Raw genomic sequence first — 20,429 nt, 5'->3', positions numbered from 1 at the left:
GATTCCACAAGGAGGTGGAACGGCGATGGCGAGCATCAAGGACGTCGCCGCCGAGGCGGGGGTCTCCGTCGCCACGGTCTCGCGCGTCCTGAACGACCATCCCTCGGTCAGCGCGGACGCACGCGCGCGCGTGCTGGCCGCGGTCGAGGTGCTGGGCTACCGCCCGAACGCCGTCGCCCGTTCCCTGCGCACCGACCAGACCCACACCCTCGGCCTGGTCATCAGCGACGTGATGAACCCCTACTTCACCGAACTGGCCCGCTCCGTCGAGGAGGAGGCCCGCGCGCTCGGCTACAGCGTCATCATCGGCAACGCCGACGAGCGACCCGATCTGCAGGACCACCACGTACGCAATCTGCTGGACCGCCGCATCGACGGCCTTCTCGTCTCCCCCACCGACGGCGCCTCCCCGCTGATGCTGGACGCCGCGCGCGGCGGGACGCCGATGGTGTTCGTCGACCGGTGGATCCCGGGTGTCGACGTGCCGGTGGTGCGGGCGGACGGGCAGAGCGCGATACGGGACCTCGTCGCGCATCTGCACGGGCTCGGGCACCGCCGGCTCGCGATCATCGCGGGACCGGCCGCGACCACGACCGGGCGGGAGCGCGTGGAGGTCTTCCGCAAGGCGCTCGCGGCCCACGGCCTCGAACTGCCCGACGCCTACACGGGTCAGGGCGACTTCCAGGCCGAGAGCGGGCGGCGGGTCACCGAGGGCTTCCTCGACCTGGCCGAGCCGCCCGAGGCCGTCTTCGCCGCCGACAACCTGATGGCGCTGGGCGCGCTGGACGCGATCCGCGCGCGCGGGCTGCGGGTGCCGCACGACATAGCACTGGCCGCCTTCGACGACATCCCGTGGTTCGTCCACACCGATCCGCCGATCACCGCGATCGCCCAGCCCACGGGCGAGCTGGGGCGCGCCGCCGTGCGCGCGCTGGTCGACCGAATCGAGGGCCGGACCCCGCGGTCCGTCACCCTCGCCGCCCGTCTCGTCGTACGCCGCTCCTGCGGCGAGGACCCCGCCGAGAACCCCGTAACGAACAGGAGCACGTCGTGAGCAACCAGGACGAGTTGCTGCGCATCGAGGGCATACGCAAGACCTTCCCGGGTGTGGTCGCGCTCGACGGCGTCGACTTCGACCTGCGCCGGGGCGAGGTGCATGTGCTCCTCGGTGAGAACGGCGCGGGCAAGAGCACCCTCATCAAGATGCTCTCCGGCGCCTACACCCCCGACGCCGGGCGGATCCTGGTCGGCGGCGAGGAGGTGCGCATCCACGGTGCGCAGGACTCCGAGCGCCTCGGGATCGCCACCATCTACCAGGAGTTCAACCTCGTACCCGATCTGACGGTCGCCGAGAACATCTTCCTGGGGCGGCAGCCGCGCCGCTTCGGGGTGATCGACCGCAAGCGGATGGAGGCCGACGCGGAGGTCCTGCTGAAGCGGGTCGGCGTCAGTGTCTCGCCGCACGCGCGCGTGCGCGAACTCGGCATCGCGCGCCTGCAGATGGTCGAGATCGCCAAGGCGCTCAGTCTGGACGCGCGCGTGCTGATCATGGACGAGCCGACCGCCGTGCTCACCTCCGAGGAGGTCGACAGGCTCTTCGCGATCGTGCGCACGCTGCGCGAGGACGGCGTGGGCATCGTCTTCATCACCCACCACCTGGACGAGATCGCCGTCCTGGGCGACCGGGTCACGGTCATCCGCGACGGCAGGTCGGTCGGCGAGGTCCCCGCCTCCACCCCCGAGGACGACCTCGTACGCCTCATGGTGGGCCGCTCGATCGAGCAGCAGTACCCGCGCGAACGCGCCGACGCCGGCGCCGCGCTGCTCACCGTCGAGGGGCTGACCCGCGACGGCGTCTTCCACGACGTCGGCTTCGAGGTGCACGCGGGCGAGGTCGTCGGCATCGCGGGGCTGGTCGGTGCGGGCCGTACGGAGGTCGTACGGGCCGTGTTCGGCGCCGATCCGTACGACAAGGGGGCCGTCAAGGTCTCCGGGACCACGGTGCGGCGGGGTGACGTCAACGCGGCCATGGCGGCCGGGATCGGGCTCGTGCCCGAGGACCGCAAGGGCCAGGGGCTGGTGCTCGACGCCTCCGTCGAGGAGAACCTCGGCCTGGTGACGATGCGGGCCGCCACGCGCGCGGGACTCGTCGACCGCAAGGCTCAGCACGGGTCGGCCGAGCGGATCGCGAAGCAGCTCGGCGTGCGGATGGCCGGACTGGGCCAGCACGTGCGGACGTTGTCCGGCGGCAACCAGCAGAAGGTCGTCATCGGCAAGTGGCTGCTCGCCGACACCAAGGTGCTGATCCTCGACGAGCCGACGCGGGGCATCGACGTCGGCGCCAAGGTCGAGATCTACCAGCTCATCAACGAACTCACCGCGGCCGGAGCCGCCGTCCTGATGATCTCCAGCGATCTGCCCGAGGTGCTCGGCATGAGCGACCGGGTGCTGGTGATGGCCCAGGGCCGGATCGCGGGTGAACTCTCGGCCGACGAGGCCACCCAGGACGCCGTGATGGCGCTCGCCGTCAGCAACCCCACCAGCGCAACGACCGAAAGCACCGGAACGGAGGCCAGCCGTGGCCACTGACACGCTCAAGAGCAACGCGGGCGCCGTTGGCGCCACGGGCGGTGTGCGCCGCCTCCTGCTCGACAACGGCGCGCTCACCGCGCTGATCGTCCTCGTCATCGCCCTGTCGGCGCTGTCGGGGGACTTCCTGACGACGGACAACCTGCTGAACGTGGGCGTGCAGGCGGCCGTGACCGCCGTTCTCGCCTTCGGCGTCACCTTCGTGATCGTCTCCGCGGGCATCGACCTGTCGGTCGGCTCGGTGGCGGCGCTGTCGGCCACCGTCCTTGCCTGGAGCGCGACTTCGCACGGCGTGCCGGTCGTGCTGGCGGTGGTGCTGTCCGTCGTCACCGGCATCGCGGCCGGTCTCGTCAACGGCTTCCTGATCGCCTACGGCAAGCTGCCGCCGTTCATCGCGACGCTCGCGATGCTGTCGGTGGCGCGCGGTCTGGCGCTGGTCATCTCCGAGGGCTCCCCGATCCCCTTCCCCGACTCGGTCTCGCACCTCGGCGACACGCTCGGCGGCTGGCTGCCCGTGCCGGTGCTGGTCATGATCGTCATGGGGCTGATCGCGGCGTTCGTGCTCGGCCGGACCTACATCGGCCGCTCCATGTACGCGATCGGCGGCAACGAGGAGGCGGCCCGCCTCTCCGGACTGCGGGTGAAGAAGCAGAAGCTCGCGATCTACGCCTTCTCGGGTCTGTTCGCCGCGGTCGCGGGCATCGTCCTCGCCTCCCGGCTCTCCTCCGCGCAGCCGCAGGCCGCCGACGGCTACGAGCTGGACGCGATCGCCGCCGTCGTCATCGGCGGCGCCTCGCTGGCGGGCGGCACCGGCAAGGCGTCCGGCACCCTGATCGGCGCGCTGATCCTCGCGGTGCTGCGCAACGGCCTCAACCTCCTGAACGTGTCCGCCTTCTGGCAGCAGGTCGTCATCGGTGTCGTCATCGCGCTGGCGGTGCTCCTCGACACGCTGCGGCGCAAGGCCGGGGCGACCCCGGTGGCCGCGGGCACCGGCGGCAACAAGGGCAGGCAGGCGGGGACGTACGGACTCGCGGCGGTCGTCACCGTGGCGCTGGTGGGCGCGACGTCCTTCCTGCACAACGGTTCGGACTCGACCACGCCGAAGATGGGCCTGTCGCTGTCCACCCTCAACAACCCCTTCTTCGTGCAGATCCGGGCGGGCGCCCAGGCCGAGGCGAAGAAGCTGGGCATCGACCTGACCGTCACGGACGCCCAGAACGACGCCTCCCAGCAGGCCAACCAGCTGCAGAACTTCACCAGTTCGGACCTGGGCGCGATCATCGTCAACCCGGTGGACTCGGACGCGGCGAGCAACTCCGTGAAGGCCGCCGACAAGGCGAAGATCCCGGTCGTCGCGGTCGACCGCGGCGTCAACAAGGCGGCCGTGGACGCCCTCGTGGCCTCCGACAACGTCAAGGGCGGTGAGCTGGCGGCGAAGACGATCGGCGAAAAGCTGGGTGGTCAGGGCCGCATCGTGATCCTGCAGGGACAGGCGGGCACCTCCGCGGCCCGGGAGCGCGCGGCGGGCTTCGCGGCCGGTCTGAAGGCCTACCCGGGCATCAAGGTGGTGGCCCAGCAGCCGGCCGACTTCGACCGCACCAAGGGACTCGACGTGATGTCGAACCTGCTCCAGGCCCACCCGGACGTCCAGGGCGTCATCGCCGCCAACGACGAGATGGCGCTCGGCGCGATCAAGGCGCTCGGCTCCAAGGCCGGGAAGTCGGTCCAGGTCGTCGGCTTCGACGGCACGCCGGACGGGCTCAAGGCGGTCGAAGGGGGCAGTCTGTACGCATCTGTGGCACAACAGCCCACACAGTTGGGCAGGATCGCCGTGGACAACGCGCTCAGGGCCCTGCAGGGCAAGAAGATCGAGGAGACGGTGAAGGTGCCGGTGAAGGTGGTCACGAAGCAGAACGTGGCCGGCTTCAACGGCTGACGACGGGGAACGGGCGGGCGGTCAGGGGGACCGCCCGCCCCAAGGCACTCATCTGGGGAGTCTTCTCATGTACGACTACGACCTCCTGGTCGTGGGTTCGGCCAACGCCGACCTGGTGATCGGCGTGGAGCGGCGGCCGGGAGCCGGCGAGACCGTGCTCGGCTCCGACCTGGCCGTCCACCCGGGCGGCAAGGGCGCGAACCAGGCGGTCGCGGCCGCCCGGCTCGGATCCCGTACGGCCCTGCTGGCCAGGGTCGGCGACGACGCGTACGGCAGGCTGCTGCTCGACTCGCAGCGCGAGGCCGGCGTCGACACGGTGGGCGTGCTGGTCGGCGGGGCGCCCACGGGGGTCGCGCTGATCACCGTGGACCCGTCCGGGGACAACAGCATCGTGGTCTCGCCGGGTGCCAACGGACGGCTCGCGCCGGCGGACGTACGGGCCGCCGCATGTCTCTTCCACGCGTCGCGGGTAATCTCCACGCAGCTGGAGATCCCGCTGGACTCGGTCGTGGAGGTCGTCCGCAGCCTCACGCCCGACAGCCGCTTCGTCCTCAACCCCTCGCCGCCGCAGCCCCTGCCGCCGGAGGTGCTGGCGGCCTGCGACCCGCTGATCGTCAACGAGCACGAGGCGAAGGTGGTCCTGGGCGACGCGTGCGTCTCGGAGCAGCCGGAGGACTGGGCGCGCCTGCTGCTGGCCAAGGGGCCGCGCTCGGTCGTGGTCACCCTGGGAGCGGAGGGTGCGCTGGTGGCCTCCCCGGACGGGACCGCGCGGGTGTCCTCGGTGAAGGTCGACGCGGTGGACACCACGGGTGCGGGCGACGCGTTCACGGCGGCGCTGGCGTTCCGGCTGGGCGCGGGGGCGTCCCTCGCCGAGGCCGCGGCCTACGCGGCGCGCGTGGGTGCCGCCGCCGTCACCAGGGAGGGCGCGCAGGAGTCCTTCCCCACGGCCGAGGAGGTGGACGCGCTGTGAAGAAGGCGGGAATCCTGAACCGCCATCTCTCCGGCGCGCTCGCCGAGCTGGGTCACGGGGACGGGGTGCTGGTGTGCGACGCGGGCATGCCGATACCGCGGGGGCCGAGGGTGGTCGACCTCGCGTTCCGCGCCGGGGTGCCGTCCTTCGCCGAGGTGCTGGACGGGCTGCTGGCCGAGCTGGTGGTGGAGGGAGCCACGGCGGCGACCGAGATCCACGACGCCAACCCGACGACGTCCGCCCTGCTCACCGCCCATTTCCCGAGGCTCGATCTGGTCACCCACGAGCAGCTCAAGGACCTGTCAGCGGGGGCGCGCCTGGTGGTACGCACGGGTGAGGCCCAGCCGTACGCGAATGTGCTGCTGAGGTGCGGTGTCTTCTTCTGACCGCGCCCACAAATTCGAGGGGGCCCGATCCGTCGACCGGGCCCCCTCGGCTTTTCCCCTCCTGCACCAGAACCCCCCGCGATCCCCCCAGATCCCCCCTCCGAGCGGCCCTGATGCAAAGTACGACCAGGCGGGTGCGGGAAGGGTTGTACGCCCGCCGCAGATTTTTTTCTCGGAGGCCATCGGAGGTCAGCGGATCACGTGCTCCACGAAGCGGGCCGCCGTCTCCTCCAGCACCTCCCGCCCGTCCCGCGCCCACAGTCCGTCGTTGAAGAGTTCGACCTCGATGGGCCCGGTGTACCCGGCGGCCTCCACGTACCCCTTCCACTCCCGCATGTCGATCGAGCCGTCGCCGATCTGGCCGCGGCCGTTGAGGACGCCCTCGGGGAGGGGGGTGGTCCAGTCGGCGAGCTGGAAGGTGTGGATGCGGTCGGCGGCGCCCGCGCGGGCGATCTGCGCGGGCGCGTCGTCGTCCCACCAGATGTGGTACGTGTCGACGGTGACGCCGACCTGGTGGGCGGGGAAGCGTTCGGCGAGGTCGAGGGCCTGGGCAAGGGTGGAGACCACGCAGCGGTCGGCGGCGTACATGGGGTGGAGCGGCTCGATGGCCAGCCGTACGCCATTGCCCTCCGCGTACGGGCCCAGCTCCCCCAGCGCGTCCGCGATCCGTTCCCGGGCGCCGCGCAGGTCCTTGGAGCCGGCCGGCAGGCCGCCCGAGACCAGGACGAGGGTGTCGGTGCCGAGGGCCGCCGCCTCGTCCACGGCACGGCGGTTGTCGTCCAGCGCCCTTGCCCGCTCGGCCGGTTCGATCGCCGTGAGGAAGCCGCCGCGGCACAGCGTCGTGACGCGCAGGCCCGCGTCGCGGATCAGTTTCGCCGTCGCGTCGACGCCGTACGACTGGACCGGCTCGCGCCACAGGCCGACGTTGACGATGCCCAACCGGCCGCAGGCATCTGCCAGTTCGGGCAGTGACAGCTGCTTGACCGTCATCTGGTTGATGGAGAAGCGCGCGAGTTCGGTCACTGGTTCACCCCGTACACGGACAGCAGGTTCTTCATGCGCTCCTCGGCGAGCTTGGGGTCGGGGAACAGGCCCAGGCCGTCGGCGAGTTCGTAGGCGCGGGCGAGGTGCGGCAGGGAGCGGGCCGACTGCAGGCCGCCGACCATGGCGAAGTGCGACTGGTGACCGGCCAGCCAGGCCAGGAACACCACGCCCGTCTTGTAGAAGCGGGTGGGTGCCTGGAAGAGGTGCCGGGACAACTCGACCGTGGGGTCCAACAGCCCCCTGAAGCCCGGTACATCACCCGTGTCCAGCACCCGTACCGCCTGGGCCGCCAGCGGGCCCAGCGGGTCGAAGATGCCGAGCAGGGCGTGGCTGAAGCCCTGCTCGTCGCCGGCGATCAGCTCCGGGTAGTTGAAGTCGTCGCCCGTGTAGCAGCGCACGCCCTGCGGGAGCCGGCGGCGGATGCCGATCTCGCGCCCGGCGTCCAGCAGCGAGACCTTGATGCCCTCCACCTTGTCCGGGTAGGCGGCGATGACCTCCAGGAACGCGTCCGTGGCCGCGTCGAGGTCGCTCGAACCCCAGTAGCCCTCAAGGGCCGGGTCGAACATCGGGCCCAGCCAGTGCAGGATCACCGGCTCGGCGGCCTGGCGCAGCAGATGGCCGTAGATCTCCAGGTAGTCCTCGGGACCCTGGGCCGCCGCCGCGAGGGCGCGGGAGGCCATCAGGATCGCCTGTGCGCCGGACTCCTCGACGAGGGCGAGCTGTTCCTCGTACGCCACCCGGACCTCGGCCGGCGTTGCCGGGCCGGTGAGTTGGTCGGTGCCGACCCCGCAGGCGATGCGGCCGCCGACCGCCCTGGCCTCGGCGGCGCTGCGCCGGATCAGCTCGGCCGCGCCCGCCCAGTCCAGGCCCATTCCGCGCTGGGCGGTGTCCATGGCCTCGGCGACACCGAGCCCGTGGGACCACAGGTGGCGGCGGAAGGCGAGGGTGGCGTCCCAGTCGACGGCGGCCGGGGAGTCGGGGGTCACGTCCGCGTACGGGTCGGCGACGACGTGCGCCGCCGCGTAGACCGTGCGGGAGGTGAACGGGGTTCCGGGGGTCACCACCAGGGGTTCGGCACGGGGCTCGTAGAACCTGAACCCGCCCTGGGGGTCCGGGAGTCGGACGGTCACAGCTGGATCTCCGGTACGTCGATGCGGACGCCCTCGGCGGAGGATTTCAGGCCCAGCTCGGCGAGTTGGACGCCGCGGGCACCGGCGAGCAGGTCCCAGTGGTAGGGGGCGTCGGCGTACACATGCCGCAGGAACAGCTCCCACTGGGCCTTGAAGCCGTTGTCGAACTCCTCGTTGTCCGGGATCTCCTGCCACTGGTCGCGGAAGGAGTAGGCGGCCGGGATGTCGGGATTCCACACCGGCTTGGGGGTCGTACCGCGGTGCTGGACGCGGCAGTTGCGCAGGCCCGCGACCGCGGAGCCCTCGGTGCCGTCGACCTGGAACTCGACGAGTTCGTCGCGGTTGACGCGCACGGCCCAGGAGGAGTTGATCTGGGCGATGGCCGGTCCCCCGGGGCCCTCGATCTCGAAGATGCCGTACGCGGCGTCGTCGGCGGTGGCGTCGTAGGGCTTGCCGTTCTCGTCGAAGCGCTGCGGGATGTGCGTGGTGGCGATCGCCTGCACGGACCTCACGCGGCCGAACAGCTCGTGCATCACGTACTCCCAGTGCGGGAACATGTCGACGACGATGCCGCCGCCGTCCTCGGCGCGGTAGTTCCAGGAGGGGCGCTGGGCGCTCTGCCAGTCGCCCTCGAAGACCCAGTAGCCGAACTCGCCGCGGATCGACAGGATCCGGCCGAAGAAGCCGCCGTCGACGAGGCGCTTGAGCTTGCGCAGGCCCGGCAGGAAGAGCTTGTCCTGGACGACGCCGTGCTTGATGCCCTTCTCCTGGGCGAGCCGGGCGAGTTCGAGGGCGCCCGCGAGGCCGGTGGCGGTGGGCTTCTCGGTGTAGATGTGCTTGCCCGCGGCGATCGCCTTCTTCAGCGCCTCCTCGCGGGCCGAGGTCACCTGGGCGTCGAAGTAGAGGTCCACGGTCGGGTCGGCGAGGACGGCGTCCACGTCGGTGGAGAAGTGCTCCAGGCCGTGCTGTTCGGCGAGCGCGCGCAGCGCGTGCTCGCGGCGGCCGACGAGGACCGGTTCCGGCCACAGCACGTCGCCGTCACCGAGGTCCAGGCCGCCCTGTTCGCGGATGGCCAGGATGGAACGGACCAGGTGCTGGCGGTGACCCATGCGTCCGGTCACGCCGTTCATGGCGATGCGCACCGTCTTGCGTGTCACGTCATTCCCTTCGCAGGCGTCGTACTCAGCGTCGTACGCGGGTGAGTGCGCCGCGTCGGCCCTCCTGACGAGCATCGCAGCAAGCGCTTTCTATCCCCAAAGAAACTAACCTCTGACCACCGGCGGGGACAAGACCGTGACCGCTTCGAGTTGTTCGAGGGGACGAACAGCGAGGTGTTCTGGCCGTAAGGTCTGCTCGACGTGTTCGGAACCGTGGGCCCCGAAGCGCCTGTCTACGAGGGCGGACGACGAGGTACGACGAGATGCGCGACCGGAGGACGACGAGATGACGGTGACCCTGGCGGACGTGGCGGCCCGCGCCCAGGTCTCGCCCGCGACGGTGTCGCGCGTGCTGAACGGCAACTACCCCGTGGCCGCCTCCACCCGGGAACGGGTGCTGAAGGCGGTCGACGAGCTGGACTACGTGCTCAACGGTCCCGCGAGCTCGCTGGCCGCGGCCACCTCCGACCTGGTCGGCATCCTGGTCAACGACATCGCCGACCCCTTCTTCGGGATCATGGCGAGCGCGATCCAGTCGGAGATCGGGGGGCCGGGCGGACGGGCCGGGGGCGAGCGGCTGGCCGTCGTCTGCAACACGGGGGGCTCGCCGGAGCGCGAACTGACCTATCTGACCCTGCTGCAGCGCCAGCGGGCGGCGGCGGTCGTGCTGACCGGCGGCGCCGTGGAGGACGCGCCGCACGCGGCGGCCGTCGCGGCGAAGCTGCGCAAGCTGACGGAGGCGGGGACCCGGGTGGTGCTGTGCGGGCGGCCGCCGGCACCGGACACCGGGGCCGTCGCGATCGCCTTCGACAACCGCGGCGGCGGGCAGCGGCTGAGCGAGCACCTGATCGGCCTGGGGCACCGGAGGCTCGGGTACATCGCGGGCCCCGAGGAGCGGACGACGACCCGGCACCGCCTTGAGGGGCACCGGGCCGCGCTGGCCGCTGCGGGGATCTCCGAGGACCCGGGGTGGACCGTGCACGGGCCCTACGACCGCACCTCCGGCTACGAGGCGACGCTCGAACTGCTGCGCAGGGACCCGTCCTTGACCGCGGTCGTCGCGGCCAACGACTCCGTCGCGCTCGGGGCGTGCGCGGCGCTCCGGGAGTCGGGACTGCGCATCCCGGACGACGTCTCCGTCGCCGGCTTCGACGACCTGCCGTTCAGCATGGACGCGGTGCCCGCCCTGACAACCGTACGGCTGCCCCTGGCGGACGCGGGGGCGCGGGCCGGGCGCATCGCAATGGGACGCGAGGAGCCGCCGCCCGGGGGGATAGCGACGGTGCGGGGGGAGCTGATGGTGCGGGGGTCCTCCGGGGGGCCTCGGCGGGCGGCGTCGGCGTGAGTGCGGTGGGCCGCGTCGGCGTGACCCGGCAGGCCGCGTCGGCCTGAGTGCGGCGGGCCGCGTCGGCGTGAGTTCGGCGGGCCGTGTCGGCGTGAGTTCGGCGGGCCGTGTCGGCGTGTGTGCCTCGTCGGCGCGAGCCCGGCGGGCCGCGTCAACGTGCGCCCTGCAGGCCGCGTCGGCCTGAGTTCGGAGGGCCGCGTCGGCTGAGCCCGGCACGCCGCGCCGGCATGAGTGCGGCGGGCCCCGTCGGCGCGTGTACCTCGTGCCGCGTCAGCGTGCGGCCCCGCAGGCCGTAGCGGCGTGAGCCCGGCAGGCCGCGTCGGCTAAGCCCGGCGAGCCGCGTCAGCGTGAGTGCCTCGTGCCGTGTCAACATGCGCCCCGCAGACCACGCTGACATGCATGCCACGTCAGCGTGCGCCCGGCAGACCACGTCGGCCTGTGCGCCTCGTGCCTCGTCACCGCGAACCCGGAGCGCACGCCCCCGGTGCCGTAGAACCCGACCGCGCATAGGCTCGTCTCCTGCGGATGATGTGTCGCGCCGGCGCATGATGTGCCGCGTCCGCAGATGATTTCCGCGCTGCGCCCCGGTCTTCATTTCCGTGCTCGCCCGAGCGGACGGACAGGAACGACAGGAGTTGATCCCATGCGCATCGTAGTCAGCGAATTCATCAGCCTCGACGGTGTCGTACAGGCGCCCGGCGGACCCCAGGAGGACACCGACGGGGGCTTCGCGCACGGCGGGTGGTCGCATCCGTACTTCGACCCGGAGGTGGTCGGCGGGGCCTTCGCCGCGGGGCTGGAGAGGGCCGAGGCGCTGCTGTACGGGCGGCGGACGTATCTGACGATGGCGGGGGCGTGGCCCGAGCGGGCCGGTGACCCCTTCGCCGACCGGCTGAACGCGCTGAAGAAGTACGTCGTCACCGACACCCTCTCCGACGCCGAGCTGACCTGGAACAACACCGAGCGGATCGCGGGCGGTGAGGCCGTCGCGCGGATCCGTGAGCTGCGCGCGGCGCCCGGCGGCGACCTGGCGATGATGGGCAGCCCAACGCTCGTGCGGACGCTGATCGCCGAGGGGCTGGTGGACGAGTTGCAGCTCGTCCAGATGCCGGTGATCCTCGGCGGCGGCAAGTCGATCTTCCCGGAGGACGGGGCGAAGCGGGCGTTCGAGCTGGTCTCCACGGCCCGGGGAAAGACCGGGGTTCAGGTGCACGTCTACCGGCCGGTGGCCGACGAGGGGTAGCCGAGGGGTGGCACGCGCGGTGCGGGTGTCCTACTCTCGACCCGACGGTATCTCTGACTGAGTCAACCATTCGGGGGTCGATCCTCATGACCGTCCAGGACATCCGCACCTTCAACCGCTTCTACACCAATGTCATCGGCGCCCTCGACTACAGCCGCCAGCTGTACGCCCCCTACACCCTCACCGAGTCCCGCGTGCTCTACGAGCTCGCGCACTCCCCGCACACGGACGCGGCCGACCTGCGGACCGAACTCTCGCTGGACGCGGGCTACTTGAGCCGCATCCTGAACAAATTCGAGGAGGACGGGCTGATCGAGCGGACGCAGTCCCGGCGGGACCCCCGGCGCCGTCATGTCGCGCTCACGCCCCGCGGCCGCGAGACCGCCGCCCTGCTCGCCGAGCGGGCGAACGAGTCGGTCGGCGCGCTGCTGGCCACCGTGCCCTCCGCCGACCGCCCCCGGCTCTCCGAGGCGATGCGCACGGTCCGCGAGATCCTCTCCGACGGCCGCGCGCCGCGCCGCGAGGACGCCGTGCTGCGCGAACCGGCCCCCGGTGACCTCGGCTGGATCGTCCAGCGCAACGCGGCCGTGTACACCTCCGAGTACGGCTGGAACACCGACTACGAGGCCCTGGTGGCCCGTATCGTCGCCGACTTCGCCGCGGACCACGACCCGCATCTGGAGCGGGTGTGGATCGCCGAGCTCGACGGGCGGCCGGTGGGGTGCGTCATGTGCGTACGGGACGACGCCCCGGCCACCGCCCGGCTGCGGCTGCTCCTGGTCGAGCCCGAGGCGCGCGGTCTCGGCATCGGCGACCGGCTCGTGGGCGCGGTCATCGACTTCGCGCGCGGGGTCGGCTACCGCGATCTCGTGCTGTGGACCAACGACGTGCTCGCCGCCGCCCGCCGCATCTACCAGCGCCACGGTTTCGTCCTCGTCGCCGAGAAGGCGCACCGCTCGTTCGGAAAGGACCTGACCGGGCAGGACTGGCGGCTGGACCTGCACGGCACACCGGGGTGACAGTAGGGACCATGAGACTGGCGTTCTCCACCCTCGGCGTCCCCGGCCTGCCCGTCACGGACGTGATCCATCTCGCCGCCGCGAACGGCTACCACGGCGTCGAGCTGCGCGCGCACCCGGAGGAGCCGGTCCATCCCGGCCTCGACCTGGCGCAACGCGCGGACGTGGCCTCGGAGTTCAAGGCGGGAGGCATCGAGCTGCTGGGGCTCGCGGGGTACGCGCGCGTGGCCGCCCCGGGTGACGACGGGCCGGTGATCGAGGAGATCCGCACCCTCCTCGACCTGGCCCGCGACCTCGGCGCCCCGTACGTCCGGGTCTTCCCGGGCGCCGACGACGAACAGACCACCGAACGCGCCGACGCGGTGGCCGCGCGACGGCTCGGCACGGCCGCGGAGTACGCCGCCGACCTCGGCGTACGCATCCTGCTCGAAACCCACGACTCGCACCGCACCGGCGCCGACGCGATGCGCGTCCTCGGCCTGGTCGGCCACCGGCACGTCGGCGCCCTCTGGGACGTCATGCACACCTGGCTGGGCGGCGAGCAGCCGGCGGACACGTACGCCGCCCTCTCCCCCTACCTCGGCTACGTCCAGGTCAAGGACATCGCCTCCGCCGACGACACCACCCCTCTCCCCCTCGGCACCGGCGTACTCCCCCTGACCGACTGCATCGAGGTCCTCTCCCGCCACAACTGGGACGGCTGGCTCTGCTGGGAGTACGAAAAACGCTGGTACGAGAACGCTGCACCGCTGCCGGATCTGCTGGCGGGGGGACGGGAGCACTTGGGCCGGTTGCTGAACGAGTGCGCTTAGCCTCCGGCGGTTCGGCAGCGCGGCGGTTTCGGCGGTTGTGCAGAGGACGCGGAAAGTGCACGAGAGTGCCCAAGTGGCGTTCGGAGCACAGGAGTTCACCTGGCCAGCCGTGCCACCCGTTTCTCCAAGCGCGCCCGGCACCGCGGCCACTCCTCGGCGGTGATGGAGAAGATGGCCGAGTCGCGTAGGTGGTCGTCCTCGCCAGGGGCCCAGGAGCGGGACCAGTTGCGGAGGATGCCTTCGAAGTGGGCGCCGACGCTCTGGATGGCGACGCGGGAGCGGGTGTTGCGGGCGTCGGTTTTCAGGTCGACGCGGGAGACGGACCAGGTCTCGAAGGCGTGGCGGAAGAGGAGGAGTTTGGCCTCGGCGTTGATGCCGGTGCCCTGGGCCGAGGCGGCGAGCCAGGTGAAGCCGATCTCGACGGCGTCGAGTCGGTCGTCCGAGCGCCAGCAGCGGGGCTCCCAGTACGAGGTGGCGCCCACGGCACGGCCGGTCGCGAGCGAGATCTGCGCGTACGGCGCGAGCCGGCCCGACGCGGCGCGCCCCAGCTGCTCGTCGACGTAGCGGCCCACCTCGTCGGCCCTCGGCACCCAGGTGAACGCATAGGTGCCCCGGTCCTCCTCCGCCGCCACCGCCAGATCGGCCGCATGCCGGTGGGCCAGGGGCTCCAGCCTCACCAACTCGCCTTCCAGCACCGGCCCTTCAAGCACCCAGCCCACCCCGCACCTCCGCGAACGCCTCATGAAAGCCGGGGAAAGTCTTGCGTACGCAGCCGGGGTCGTCGAACGAGATTCCCGGGACCCTGAGGCCGGTGACCGCGAAGGACATCACGATGCGGTGGTCGTGGTGGGACTCGATCACGGTGCCGGGCTCGGGTGTGCCCGGTCGGATCTCGATCCAGTCGGGGCCCGTGGCGACCCGCACCCCGAGCCGCCGCAGGTTCCGCGCGCAGGCCTCCAGCCGGTCGCACTCCTTCACCCGGGTGTTCGCCACGTCCTCGATCCGCACCGGCCCGGAGGCGAACGGCGCGATGGCCGCCAGCGTCGGCATCGTGTCCGAGATGTCCCGCATGTTGACGGTGAGGCCGCGCAACTCCCCCGTGCCCCGGACCGTGGTGCCGTCCGACCGCACCGACACCTCGGCGCCCATCCTGCGCAGCACGTCGACGAAGCCGAGGTCGCCCTGCAGCGCTCCCGCGCCGAGTCCGGGCACCGTCACCTCGCCGCCCGGTGTCACGGCCGCCGCGGCGAAGAAGTAGCTCGCCGTCGAGGCGTCCGGTTCCACGGCGTACGTGGTGGGCCGGTATCGGCTTGGCGGGACGACGAAGAGTTGGCCCCGTCCGGACGCCTCCCGGGCGACCTCCACCTCCGCCCCGAACGCCCGCATCATCGCGGTCGTGATCTCCACGTACGGCGCCGACACCAGTTCCGTCACCCGGATCCGCAGGCCCCTGCGGGTGAGCGGGCCGAGCAGGAGCAGCGCCGTGAGGTACTGCGAGGACTGGCCCGCGTCGAGGACCACGTCACCGCCCTCGACGCCCGCCGCCCGCACGGTCAGCGGATGGTGCCCCTCCGCCTGCTCGTGCCGCAGGTCGACGCCCAGGTCGCGCAGGGCGCGGGTCAGCGGCAGCAGCGGCCGGCGGCGCATCTGGGGCGAGGCGTCGAAGCGGTAGGTGCCGTGTCCGGTCGCCGCGAGCGCCGGCAGGAAGCGGGCCGTGGTGGCGCCGTCCCGGCAGTGGACGTCCGCCTCGCGCACCGGCGGACCCTGCGGGCGCCCGTCCACCTGCCAGGCGTCCCGGGTCCGGCCGACGCGGTAGCCGAGGGCCGCCAGCCCCTCGGCGAAGCCCTCCGTGTCGTCCGAGCGCAGGGGCCGTACCAGGGTGGTGACGCCGTCGGCCGCCGCCGCCAGGAAGAGCGCGCGGGCGGTGATGGACTTGGAACCGGGGATGTCGACTACGGGCATGTCTTCATGATCGGCCGACCGTCACCGGCGACGCCGCTCCGTCCACGGGATGGACCACTTCCCGTCGCCCGCGCGTCACCGACGTCAGCGCCACCCCGCCCACCAGCAGCGCCGCCGCGCACCAGCGCAGCCCGCTCACCGACTCCCCCAAAAACAGCGCCGCCGAGGACATCCCGAACACCGGGACCAGCAGGGAGAACGGCGCGACCGTCGAGGCCGGGTAGCGGCGCAGCAGCAGCCCCCAGGCGCCGAAGCCGAACACCGTGGTCACCCAGGCCACGTAGACGACCGTGCCGGCGCCCTGCCAGTCGAGGGCGCGCAGGGCGTCGTAGTCCCGGGTGGGGCCCTCCACGAGCAGGGAGAGGGCGAGGAGCGGCAGGACCGGGACCGTGCTCACCCACACCATGAAGTTCAGCGCGTCCGGCGGCGCGGCCTTGCGGGTCAGGACGTTGGAGACGCCCCAGCAGGCCGCCGCCGCGACGATGAGCGCGAAGGCGCCGAGGGGTCCCGTGGTGCCTTCGTCGACCGCCGCGACGGCGATCCCGGCCAGCGCGATCGCCATGCCCAACACCCGTATGCGCGTGGGCCGTTCGCCCAGGACCGCGAAGGCCACCGCCGCCGTGAACACCGCCTGGATCTGCAGCACCAGGGAGGACAGCCCGGCCGGCATCCCGGCGTCCATGCCGACGAACAGCAGGCCGAACTTGGCCACTCCCAGCACCAGCCCCACCGCCACGATCCACTTCCACGCCACCTTCGGGCGGCCCACGAAGAAGACGGCGGGCAGTGCGGCCGCGAAGAAGCGCAGGGCGGAGAACAGCAGCGGCGGGAAGTGGTCGAGGCCGATCTCGATGACCGTGAAGTTCACGCCCCAGACGGCGGCGACGACCACGGCGAGAGCAAGGTGTACGGGTCTCATGCCAAGAGCATCACTTCCGTCGACCGTGAAGCACCAGCGATGATTGCTGCACGGTCGGATGAAGCAGCACTTACGAATGGAGCCGCCGTGCTCGACCTGCAACGCCTTCGCGCCCTGCACGCCATCTCCGTCCACGGGACCGTCGGGGCGGCGGCCGCCGCGCTCGGGTACACCCCCTCGGCCGTCTCCCAGCAGATCGCCAAGCTGGAGCGGGAGACCAGGACCGTGCTCCTCGAACGGGAGGGACGGGGCGTCCGGCTCACCCCCGAGGCACATCAACTGGTCGACACGGCAAAGGAGTTGCTCGCGATCGTCGAGCGGGCCGAGATCGCCCTGGAGGAGCGGCGCGGAGTGCCGGCGGGCCGCGTGACGATCGCCGCGTTCGCCTCGGCCGCGCGCGGGCTGATGCCCTCGGTCCTCGCCGACCTGGCCGTCCGGCACCCCGCCCTGGACGCCCGGCTCAGCGAGGTCGACCCGCACGTCTCCGTCGACCTGGTCGCCCGGGGCGCCGTCGACATGGCGGTGGCGCACGACTGGGACATCGCGCCGCTGTCCCTGCCCGCGGGCGTCGAGCAGGCCACGATCGGCCACGACCCGTGCACGCTGCTGGTGCCCGAGGACCATCCCTTCGCCGGGCGTGAGGCGGTGCGCCGCGAGGACCTGGTCGACCAGCGGTGGGTGTGCCAGCCGCCGGGCCGGGTCTGCCACGAATGGCTGGTGCGCACGTTGCGCGCCGTCGGGCACGAGCCGCACATCGTGCACCAGGCCGACGAGAACCCGACCCTGGTCGCGCTGGTCGCGGGCGGCCTCGGCATCTGTGTGATCCCGCGCCTGGGCCGCGGCCCGCTGCCCGCCGGGGTGGCCGAGGTGAGCCTTGATCCCACGCCCATACGCCGGTTGTACGCCCTGTGGCGCAAAGGCGGCGCACGTCGACCGGCGATCGCAGAGACCGTACGCACTCTGCAGCAGAGGTGGCCGCACATCGCGTCCCAGCCGTCCCGCTGACCACTTCGCCACCGACTTCGGGCAATCGACCGCGAGGCGGGAACCCGCCCCCATTACCGTTCGTCCAACCCGCAAGCTGCCGGATGAGTCTCCGCAGTGCGGTGTCGGCCCTCGCTGCTGGCTGCGATCGCTGACCTACCCTCTCCGCCGTACTGCGGCCGGCAGCACGCCGCCATCGGCGCGCCCCCTCCAACAGCGCCGATGGCGGCCCCTCTTCGCCGTCGTCCCGGCTCTGTGCACTCCCTTGACTGGCAGAAACTTCCCGGTTATTGGTGACTCCTTGGAAGTTTCCTTCAGCGGAATCTCCGGAAGGAGCGCACGTGCCCTCCAGACGTACCGTTCTGGCCGCGACCGCAGGTGTCACCGCGGCCCTGGCCCTCGGCACCCCCGCCCACGCAAGTCCCCCGGACGACAACAAGCTCCGCTCGCTCATCTCCCGTATGACACTCGAGGAGAAGGTGGGCCAGCTCTTCGTCATGCGGGTCTACGGCCACTCCGCCACCGACCCCGACCAGGCCGACATCGACGCCAACCTCAAGGAGATCGGCGTCCGTACGGCCGCCGAGCTGATCGCCACGTACCGCGTGGGCGGCATCATCTACTTCACCTGGGCGCACAACACCCGCGACCCGCACCAGATCGCGGACCTGTCCAACGGGATCCAGCGTGCCTCCCTCACCCAGCCACGCGGGCTGCCCGTCCTCATCGCCACCGACCAGGAGCACGGCATCGTCTGCCGCGTCGGCAAGCCGGCCACACTCTTCCCCGGCGCGATGGCCATGGGCGCCGGCGGCTCCCGCCGCGACGCCCGCACCCTCGGCCGCGTCTCCGGCGCCGAACTGCGCGCCATGGGCATCAACCAGGACTACTCCCCGGACGCCGACGTCAACATCAACCCGGCCAACCCGGTCATCGGCGTACGGTCCTTCGGCGCCGACCCTGAGGCGGTCGCGGGCCTGGTCGCCGCCGAGGTCGCCGGGTACCAGAGCGCGTCGGTCGCCGCGACCTCCAAGCACTTCCCCGGGCACGGCGACACGGCCGTCGACAGCCACTACGGCTTCCCCGTCATCACCCACAGCCGGGAGCTGTGGGAGAAGCTGGACGCCGTTCCCTTCCGTGCGGCCGTCAGGGCGGGCATCGACTGCATCATGACCGCGCACATCCAGTTCCCGGCCCTCGACGACTCCGGCGACCCGGCCACCCTCTCCCACCCGATCCTCACCGGCATCCTGCGCGGCGAACTCGGCTACGACGGCGTGGTGGTGACGGACTCGCTGGGCATGGAGGGCGTACGGACGAAGTATGGCGACGACCGGGTCCCCGTGCTCGCGCTGAAGGCCGGCGTCGACCAGCTCCTCAATCCGCCGGACCTGCCCGTCGCGTGGAACGCCGTCCTGAAGGCCGTGCAGGACGGGGAGCTGACCGAGGCGCGGCTGGACGAGTCGATCCTGCGCATCCTGCGGCTGAAGAGCAGGCTGCGGCTGTTCCAGCAGCCGTACGCCAGTGACCGCGGCGTGGACCGCACGGTCGGCACCCGCGAGCACCTGGCCGTCGCCGACCGCATCGCCGAACGCACCACGACCCTGCTGGTCAACGACGGGCACCTGCTGCCGCTGTCCCGCCACACGCACCGCAAGGTGCTCGTCGTGGGCGCCGACCCGGCCTCCCCGTCCGGCACGACGGGCCCGCCGACCGGTGTCCTCGCGGCCGCCCTCGGCGAGCTGGGCTTCACCGCCACCGCCCTGTCGACCGGCACCGCCCCGTCGGGTGCGACGATCGCGAAGGCGGTCGCGGCGGCGCAGGACGCGGACGCGGTGGTCGTCGCCACCTACAACGTCACCGCGGGCAACGCGCAGCAGGCGTTGGTCCAGCAGCTGCTCGCGACCGGGAGGCCGGTGGTCGCGGTCGCCGTCCGCAACCCCTACGACGTGGCCCAACTCCCCTCCGTGCGCGCCAGTCTGGCCACGTACTCGTGGACCGACGTCGAACTGCGGGCGGCCGCGCGGGTGATCGCCGGGAGGGTGGCGCCGCGCGGGCGGCTGCCGGTGCCGGTGCAGCGGGCCGACGACCCGGCGCAGGAGCTGTACCCCATCGGGTACGGGCTGTCGTACTAGAAGGGACGTAGGGCCCATACGCCGCACACCCGGCGTGCAACCCCCAATGGGCCCAAACCCTCCCGCGCGTCTGGCGTGTGCCCGCTGCGGCGGGTCACGCTGGGCGAGGGGTATCCGGGGGGTCGGCGATGCGTGAGAGAAGTTCGGTGGGGGTGGGCTGCGCGCTGCTGGTCCTGGTCGCCGCTCTGCTGAGCGGTTGCCAGGTCCTGTCCTCGTCCGGATCGCACGGTTCGGGCGGCGACGGGCCGGGCGGGCGGAGCGCCGCGAGCGGCAGGTCGGGCGCGGCTCAGCAGTCGGGGTACGGGGCGGTGTTCCTCGCCGTCGACGAGTGCAGTTCGTTCGGTACGACGAGCTTCACCGAGGTGCCGTGCACCAGCGAGCGGGCGGCGGCCCGGGTCGTGGCGCGCCACGACGGCAGTCCGGCCGGCGGCCCGCTGTGCCCGGCGACCACGGACTTCGTGCTGCACATCAGCGCGCAGCACCCGTCGTCCGAGGCGGACGGCGACGGCGCGATCCCGCAGGGCTACGCCTGTATGCGCAACCTGGAGCCGCCGCACCCGGGCGACCCGGGCGGCGGGGGCGGCCCGCGCACCATCGTCGGGGACTGCGTCTACGGCTCGGGCAGCGGACAGGTCCGCGAGACCGCCTGCGACGGCAGCGGCAAGAAGCGGCCGCAGTACAAGGTGGTCAGGGCGACCACCGCACGCAGCCGGTGCCCTGCGGACACGGCCCTCTATGTGCGGCTTGACGGCAAGGAGTCGGTGGGCTGTGCCCGGCCGGTGTGACCAACGGCCGGAC

At 72.0% G+C, this 20,429-nt stretch carries 18 protein-coding genes; 12 read left to right on the top strand and 6 right to left on the bottom strand.

All coding sequences use genetic code 11. The annotated features are described in order from the left end of the window. Positions 1 to 25 precede the first annotated feature (25 nt). From JYK17_RS20520 to rbsD, 5 genes are all read left to right on the top strand, one after another. Positions 26 to 1,054, top strand: coding sequence for a LacI family DNA-binding transcriptional regulator (locus tag JYK17_RS20520; RefSeq protein ID WP_222810948.1), 1,029 nt, complete (start codon positions 26 to 28; stop codon positions 1,052 to 1,054). Then, the gene (locus JYK17_RS20515) at positions 1,051 to 2,589 is read left to right on the top strand and encodes a sugar ABC transporter ATP-binding protein (RefSeq protein ID WP_108012953.1); all 1,539 of its coding nucleotides are present in this window, start codon (positions 1,051 to 1,053) and stop codon (positions 2,587 to 2,589) included. Before JYK17_RS20520 ends, JYK17_RS20515 begins: the two co-directional genes overlap by 4 nt. Then, positions 2,579 to 4,525, top strand: a complete 1,947-nt coding sequence (locus tag JYK17_RS20510; protein ID WP_222810947.1) for an ABC transporter permease/substrate-binding protein — start codon at positions 2,579 to 2,581, stop codon at positions 4,523 to 4,525. Before JYK17_RS20515 ends, JYK17_RS20510 begins: the two co-directional genes overlap by 11 nt. A gap of 67 nt (positions 4,526 to 4,592) precedes the next feature. Further along, positions 4,593 to 5,495 carry a ribokinase gene (locus tag JYK17_RS20505; RefSeq protein WP_222810946.1) on the top strand — a complete coding sequence of 301 codons (903 nt, stop codon included), beginning with the start codon at positions 4,593 to 4,595 and terminating at the stop codon, positions 5,493 to 5,495. Then, positions 5,492 to 5,881, top strand: a complete 390-nt coding sequence (gene rbsD, locus JYK17_RS20500; protein ID WP_108012956.1) for a D-ribose pyranase — start codon at positions 5,492 to 5,494, stop codon at positions 5,879 to 5,881. The genes JYK17_RS20505 and rbsD overlap by 4 nt, the downstream gene beginning before the upstream one ends. Positions 5,882 to 6,070: 189 nt before the next feature. Here rbsD and JYK17_RS20495 read toward each other — a convergent pair whose 3' ends face one another. From JYK17_RS20495 to JYK17_RS20485, 3 genes are read right to left on the bottom strand one after another with little or no spacing between them, the layout of a single operon-like run. Beyond that, positions 6,071 to 6,871 carry a sugar phosphate isomerase/epimerase family protein gene (locus JYK17_RS20495; RefSeq protein ID WP_222810952.1) on the bottom strand — a complete coding sequence of 267 codons (801 nt, stop codon included), beginning with the start codon at positions 6,869 to 6,871 and terminating at the stop codon, positions 6,071 to 6,073. Positions 6,872 to 6,900: 29 nt separating this feature from the next. Beyond that, a complete protein-coding gene (locus JYK17_RS20490) occupies positions 6,901 to 8,055 on the bottom strand; it encodes a dihydrodipicolinate synthase family protein (RefSeq protein WP_108012957.1) in 1,155 nt (384 codons plus the stop codon). Beyond that, positions 8,052 to 9,212: a Gfo/Idh/MocA family protein gene (locus JYK17_RS20485; RefSeq protein ID WP_222810945.1), complete on the bottom strand. Its 1,161-nt coding sequence runs from the start codon at positions 9,210 to 9,212 to the stop codon at positions 8,052 to 8,054. Before JYK17_RS20485 ends, JYK17_RS20490 begins: the two co-directional genes overlap by 4 nt. Positions 9,213 to 9,498: 286 nt before the next feature. On the opposite strand from JYK17_RS20485, the gene JYK17_RS20480 reads away from it, so the two are divergent. The 4 genes from JYK17_RS20480 to JYK17_RS20465 all read left to right on the top strand — a co-directional run bounded on the left by JYK17_RS20480 (position 9,499) and on the right by JYK17_RS20465 (position 13,631). Further along, a complete protein-coding gene (locus tag JYK17_RS20480; RefSeq protein WP_128802856.1) occupies positions 9,499 to 10,557 on the top strand; it encodes a LacI family DNA-binding transcriptional regulator in 1,059 nt (352 codons plus the stop codon). 643 nt (positions 10,558 to 11,200) lie between these two features. After that, positions 11,201 to 11,800 carry a dihydrofolate reductase family protein gene (locus tag JYK17_RS20475; protein WP_128802854.1) on the top strand — a complete coding sequence of 200 codons (600 nt, stop codon included), beginning with the start codon at positions 11,201 to 11,203 and terminating at the stop codon, positions 11,798 to 11,800. Between the two features lie 86 nt (positions 11,801 to 11,886). After that, a complete protein-coding gene (locus JYK17_RS20470; RefSeq protein ID WP_128802853.1) occupies positions 11,887 to 12,819 on the top strand; it encodes a bifunctional helix-turn-helix transcriptional regulator/GNAT family N-acetyltransferase in 933 nt (310 codons plus the stop codon). An 11-nt stretch (positions 12,820 to 12,830) separates the two neighbouring features. Beyond that, the gene (locus JYK17_RS20465) at positions 12,831 to 13,631 is read left to right on the top strand and encodes a sugar phosphate isomerase/epimerase family protein (RefSeq protein ID WP_108012961.1); all 801 of its coding nucleotides are present in this window, start codon (positions 12,831 to 12,833) and stop codon (positions 13,629 to 13,631) included. Positions 13,632 to 13,726: 95 nt separating this feature from the next. Here the strand turns inward: JYK17_RS20465 and JYK17_RS20460 are convergent, their stop codons facing one another. From JYK17_RS20460 to JYK17_RS20450, 3 genes are read right to left on the bottom strand one after another with little or no spacing between them, the layout of a single operon-like run. Continuing rightward, the gene (locus JYK17_RS20460) at positions 13,727 to 14,350 is read right to left on the bottom strand and encodes a GNAT family N-acetyltransferase (protein WP_128802852.1); all 624 of its coding nucleotides are present in this window, start codon (positions 14,348 to 14,350) and stop codon (positions 13,727 to 13,729) included. Further along, positions 14,334 to 15,593: a 3-phosphoshikimate 1-carboxyvinyltransferase gene (gene aroA, locus JYK17_RS20455; protein ID WP_128802851.1), complete on the bottom strand. Its 1,260-nt coding sequence runs from the start codon at positions 15,591 to 15,593 to the stop codon at positions 14,334 to 14,336. Before aroA ends, JYK17_RS20460 begins: the two co-directional genes overlap by 17 nt. Positions 15,594 to 15,597: 4 nt before the next feature. After that, positions 15,598 to 16,512, bottom strand: coding sequence for an EamA family transporter (locus JYK17_RS20450; protein ID WP_128802850.1), 915 nt, complete (start codon positions 16,510 to 16,512; stop codon positions 15,598 to 15,600). Positions 16,513 to 16,599: 87 nt separating this feature from the next. On the opposite strand from JYK17_RS20450, the gene JYK17_RS20445 reads away from it, so the two are divergent. From JYK17_RS20445 to JYK17_RS20435, 3 genes are all read left to right on the top strand, one after another. Next, on the top strand, positions 16,600 to 17,517 hold the full coding sequence (locus JYK17_RS20445; RefSeq protein WP_108012965.1) for a LysR family transcriptional regulator: 918 nt from the start codon (positions 16,600 to 16,602) through the stop codon (positions 17,515 to 17,517). Positions 17,518 to 17,837: 320 nt separating this feature from the next. Continuing rightward, complete coding sequence (locus JYK17_RS20440) at positions 17,838 to 19,631, top strand: glycoside hydrolase family 3 protein (RefSeq protein WP_108012966.1); 1,794 nt, start codon at positions 17,838 to 17,840, stop codon at positions 19,629 to 19,631. Positions 19,632 to 19,759: 128 nt separating this feature from the next. Continuing rightward, the gene (locus tag JYK17_RS20435; protein WP_128802848.1) at positions 19,760 to 20,416 is read left to right on the top strand and encodes a hypothetical protein; all 657 of its coding nucleotides are present in this window, start codon (positions 19,760 to 19,762) and stop codon (positions 20,414 to 20,416) included. Positions 20,417 to 20,429: the final 13 nt, after the last annotated feature.

It is taken from the genome of Streptomyces plumbidurans (genome assembly GCF_019857225.1).
Taxonomy (GTDB): Bacteria; Actinomycetota; Actinomycetes; order Streptomycetales; family Streptomycetaceae; genus Streptomyces; species Streptomyces plumbidurans.
This window is presented reverse-complemented; position numbering and strand designations above follow the sequence as displayed.

Bases quoted from the DNA above. Each gene is read 5' to 3' on its own strand.
- JYK17_RS20520 (WP_222810948.1), top strand. From the start codon at position 26: ATGGCGAGCATCAAGGACGTCGCCGCCGAGGCGGGGGTCTCCGTCGCC.
- JYK17_RS20505 (WP_222810946.1), top strand. From the start codon at position 4,593: ATGTACGACTACGACCTCCTGGTCGTGGGTTCGGCCAACGCCGACCTG.
- JYK17_RS20495 (WP_222810952.1), bottom strand. From the start codon at position 6,871: ATGACGGTCAAGCAGCTGTCACTGCCCGAACTGGCAGATGCCTGCGGC.
- JYK17_RS20480 (WP_128802856.1), top strand. From the start codon at position 9,499: ATGACGGTGACCCTGGCGGACGTGGCGGCCCGCGCCCAGGTCTCGCCC.
- JYK17_RS20475 (WP_128802854.1), top strand. From the start codon at position 11,201: ATGCGCATCGTAGTCAGCGAATTCATCAGCCTCGACGGTGTCGTACAG.
- JYK17_RS20470 (WP_128802853.1), top strand. From the start codon at position 11,887: ATGACCGTCCAGGACATCCGCACCTTCAACCGCTTCTACACCAATGTC.
- JYK17_RS20465 (WP_108012961.1), top strand. From the start codon at position 12,831: ATGAGACTGGCGTTCTCCACCCTCGGCGTCCCCGGCCTGCCCGTCACG.
- aroA (WP_128802851.1), bottom strand. From the start codon at position 15,593: ATGCCCGTAGTCGACATCCCCGGTTCCAAGTCCATCACCGCCCGCGCG.
- JYK17_RS20450 (WP_128802850.1), bottom strand. From the start codon at position 16,512: ATGAGACCCGTACACCTTGCTCTCGCCGTGGTCGTCGCCGCCGTCTGG.
- JYK17_RS20435 (WP_128802848.1), top strand. From the start codon at position 19,760: ATGCGTGAGAGAAGTTCGGTGGGGGTGGGCTGCGCGCTGCTGGTCCTG.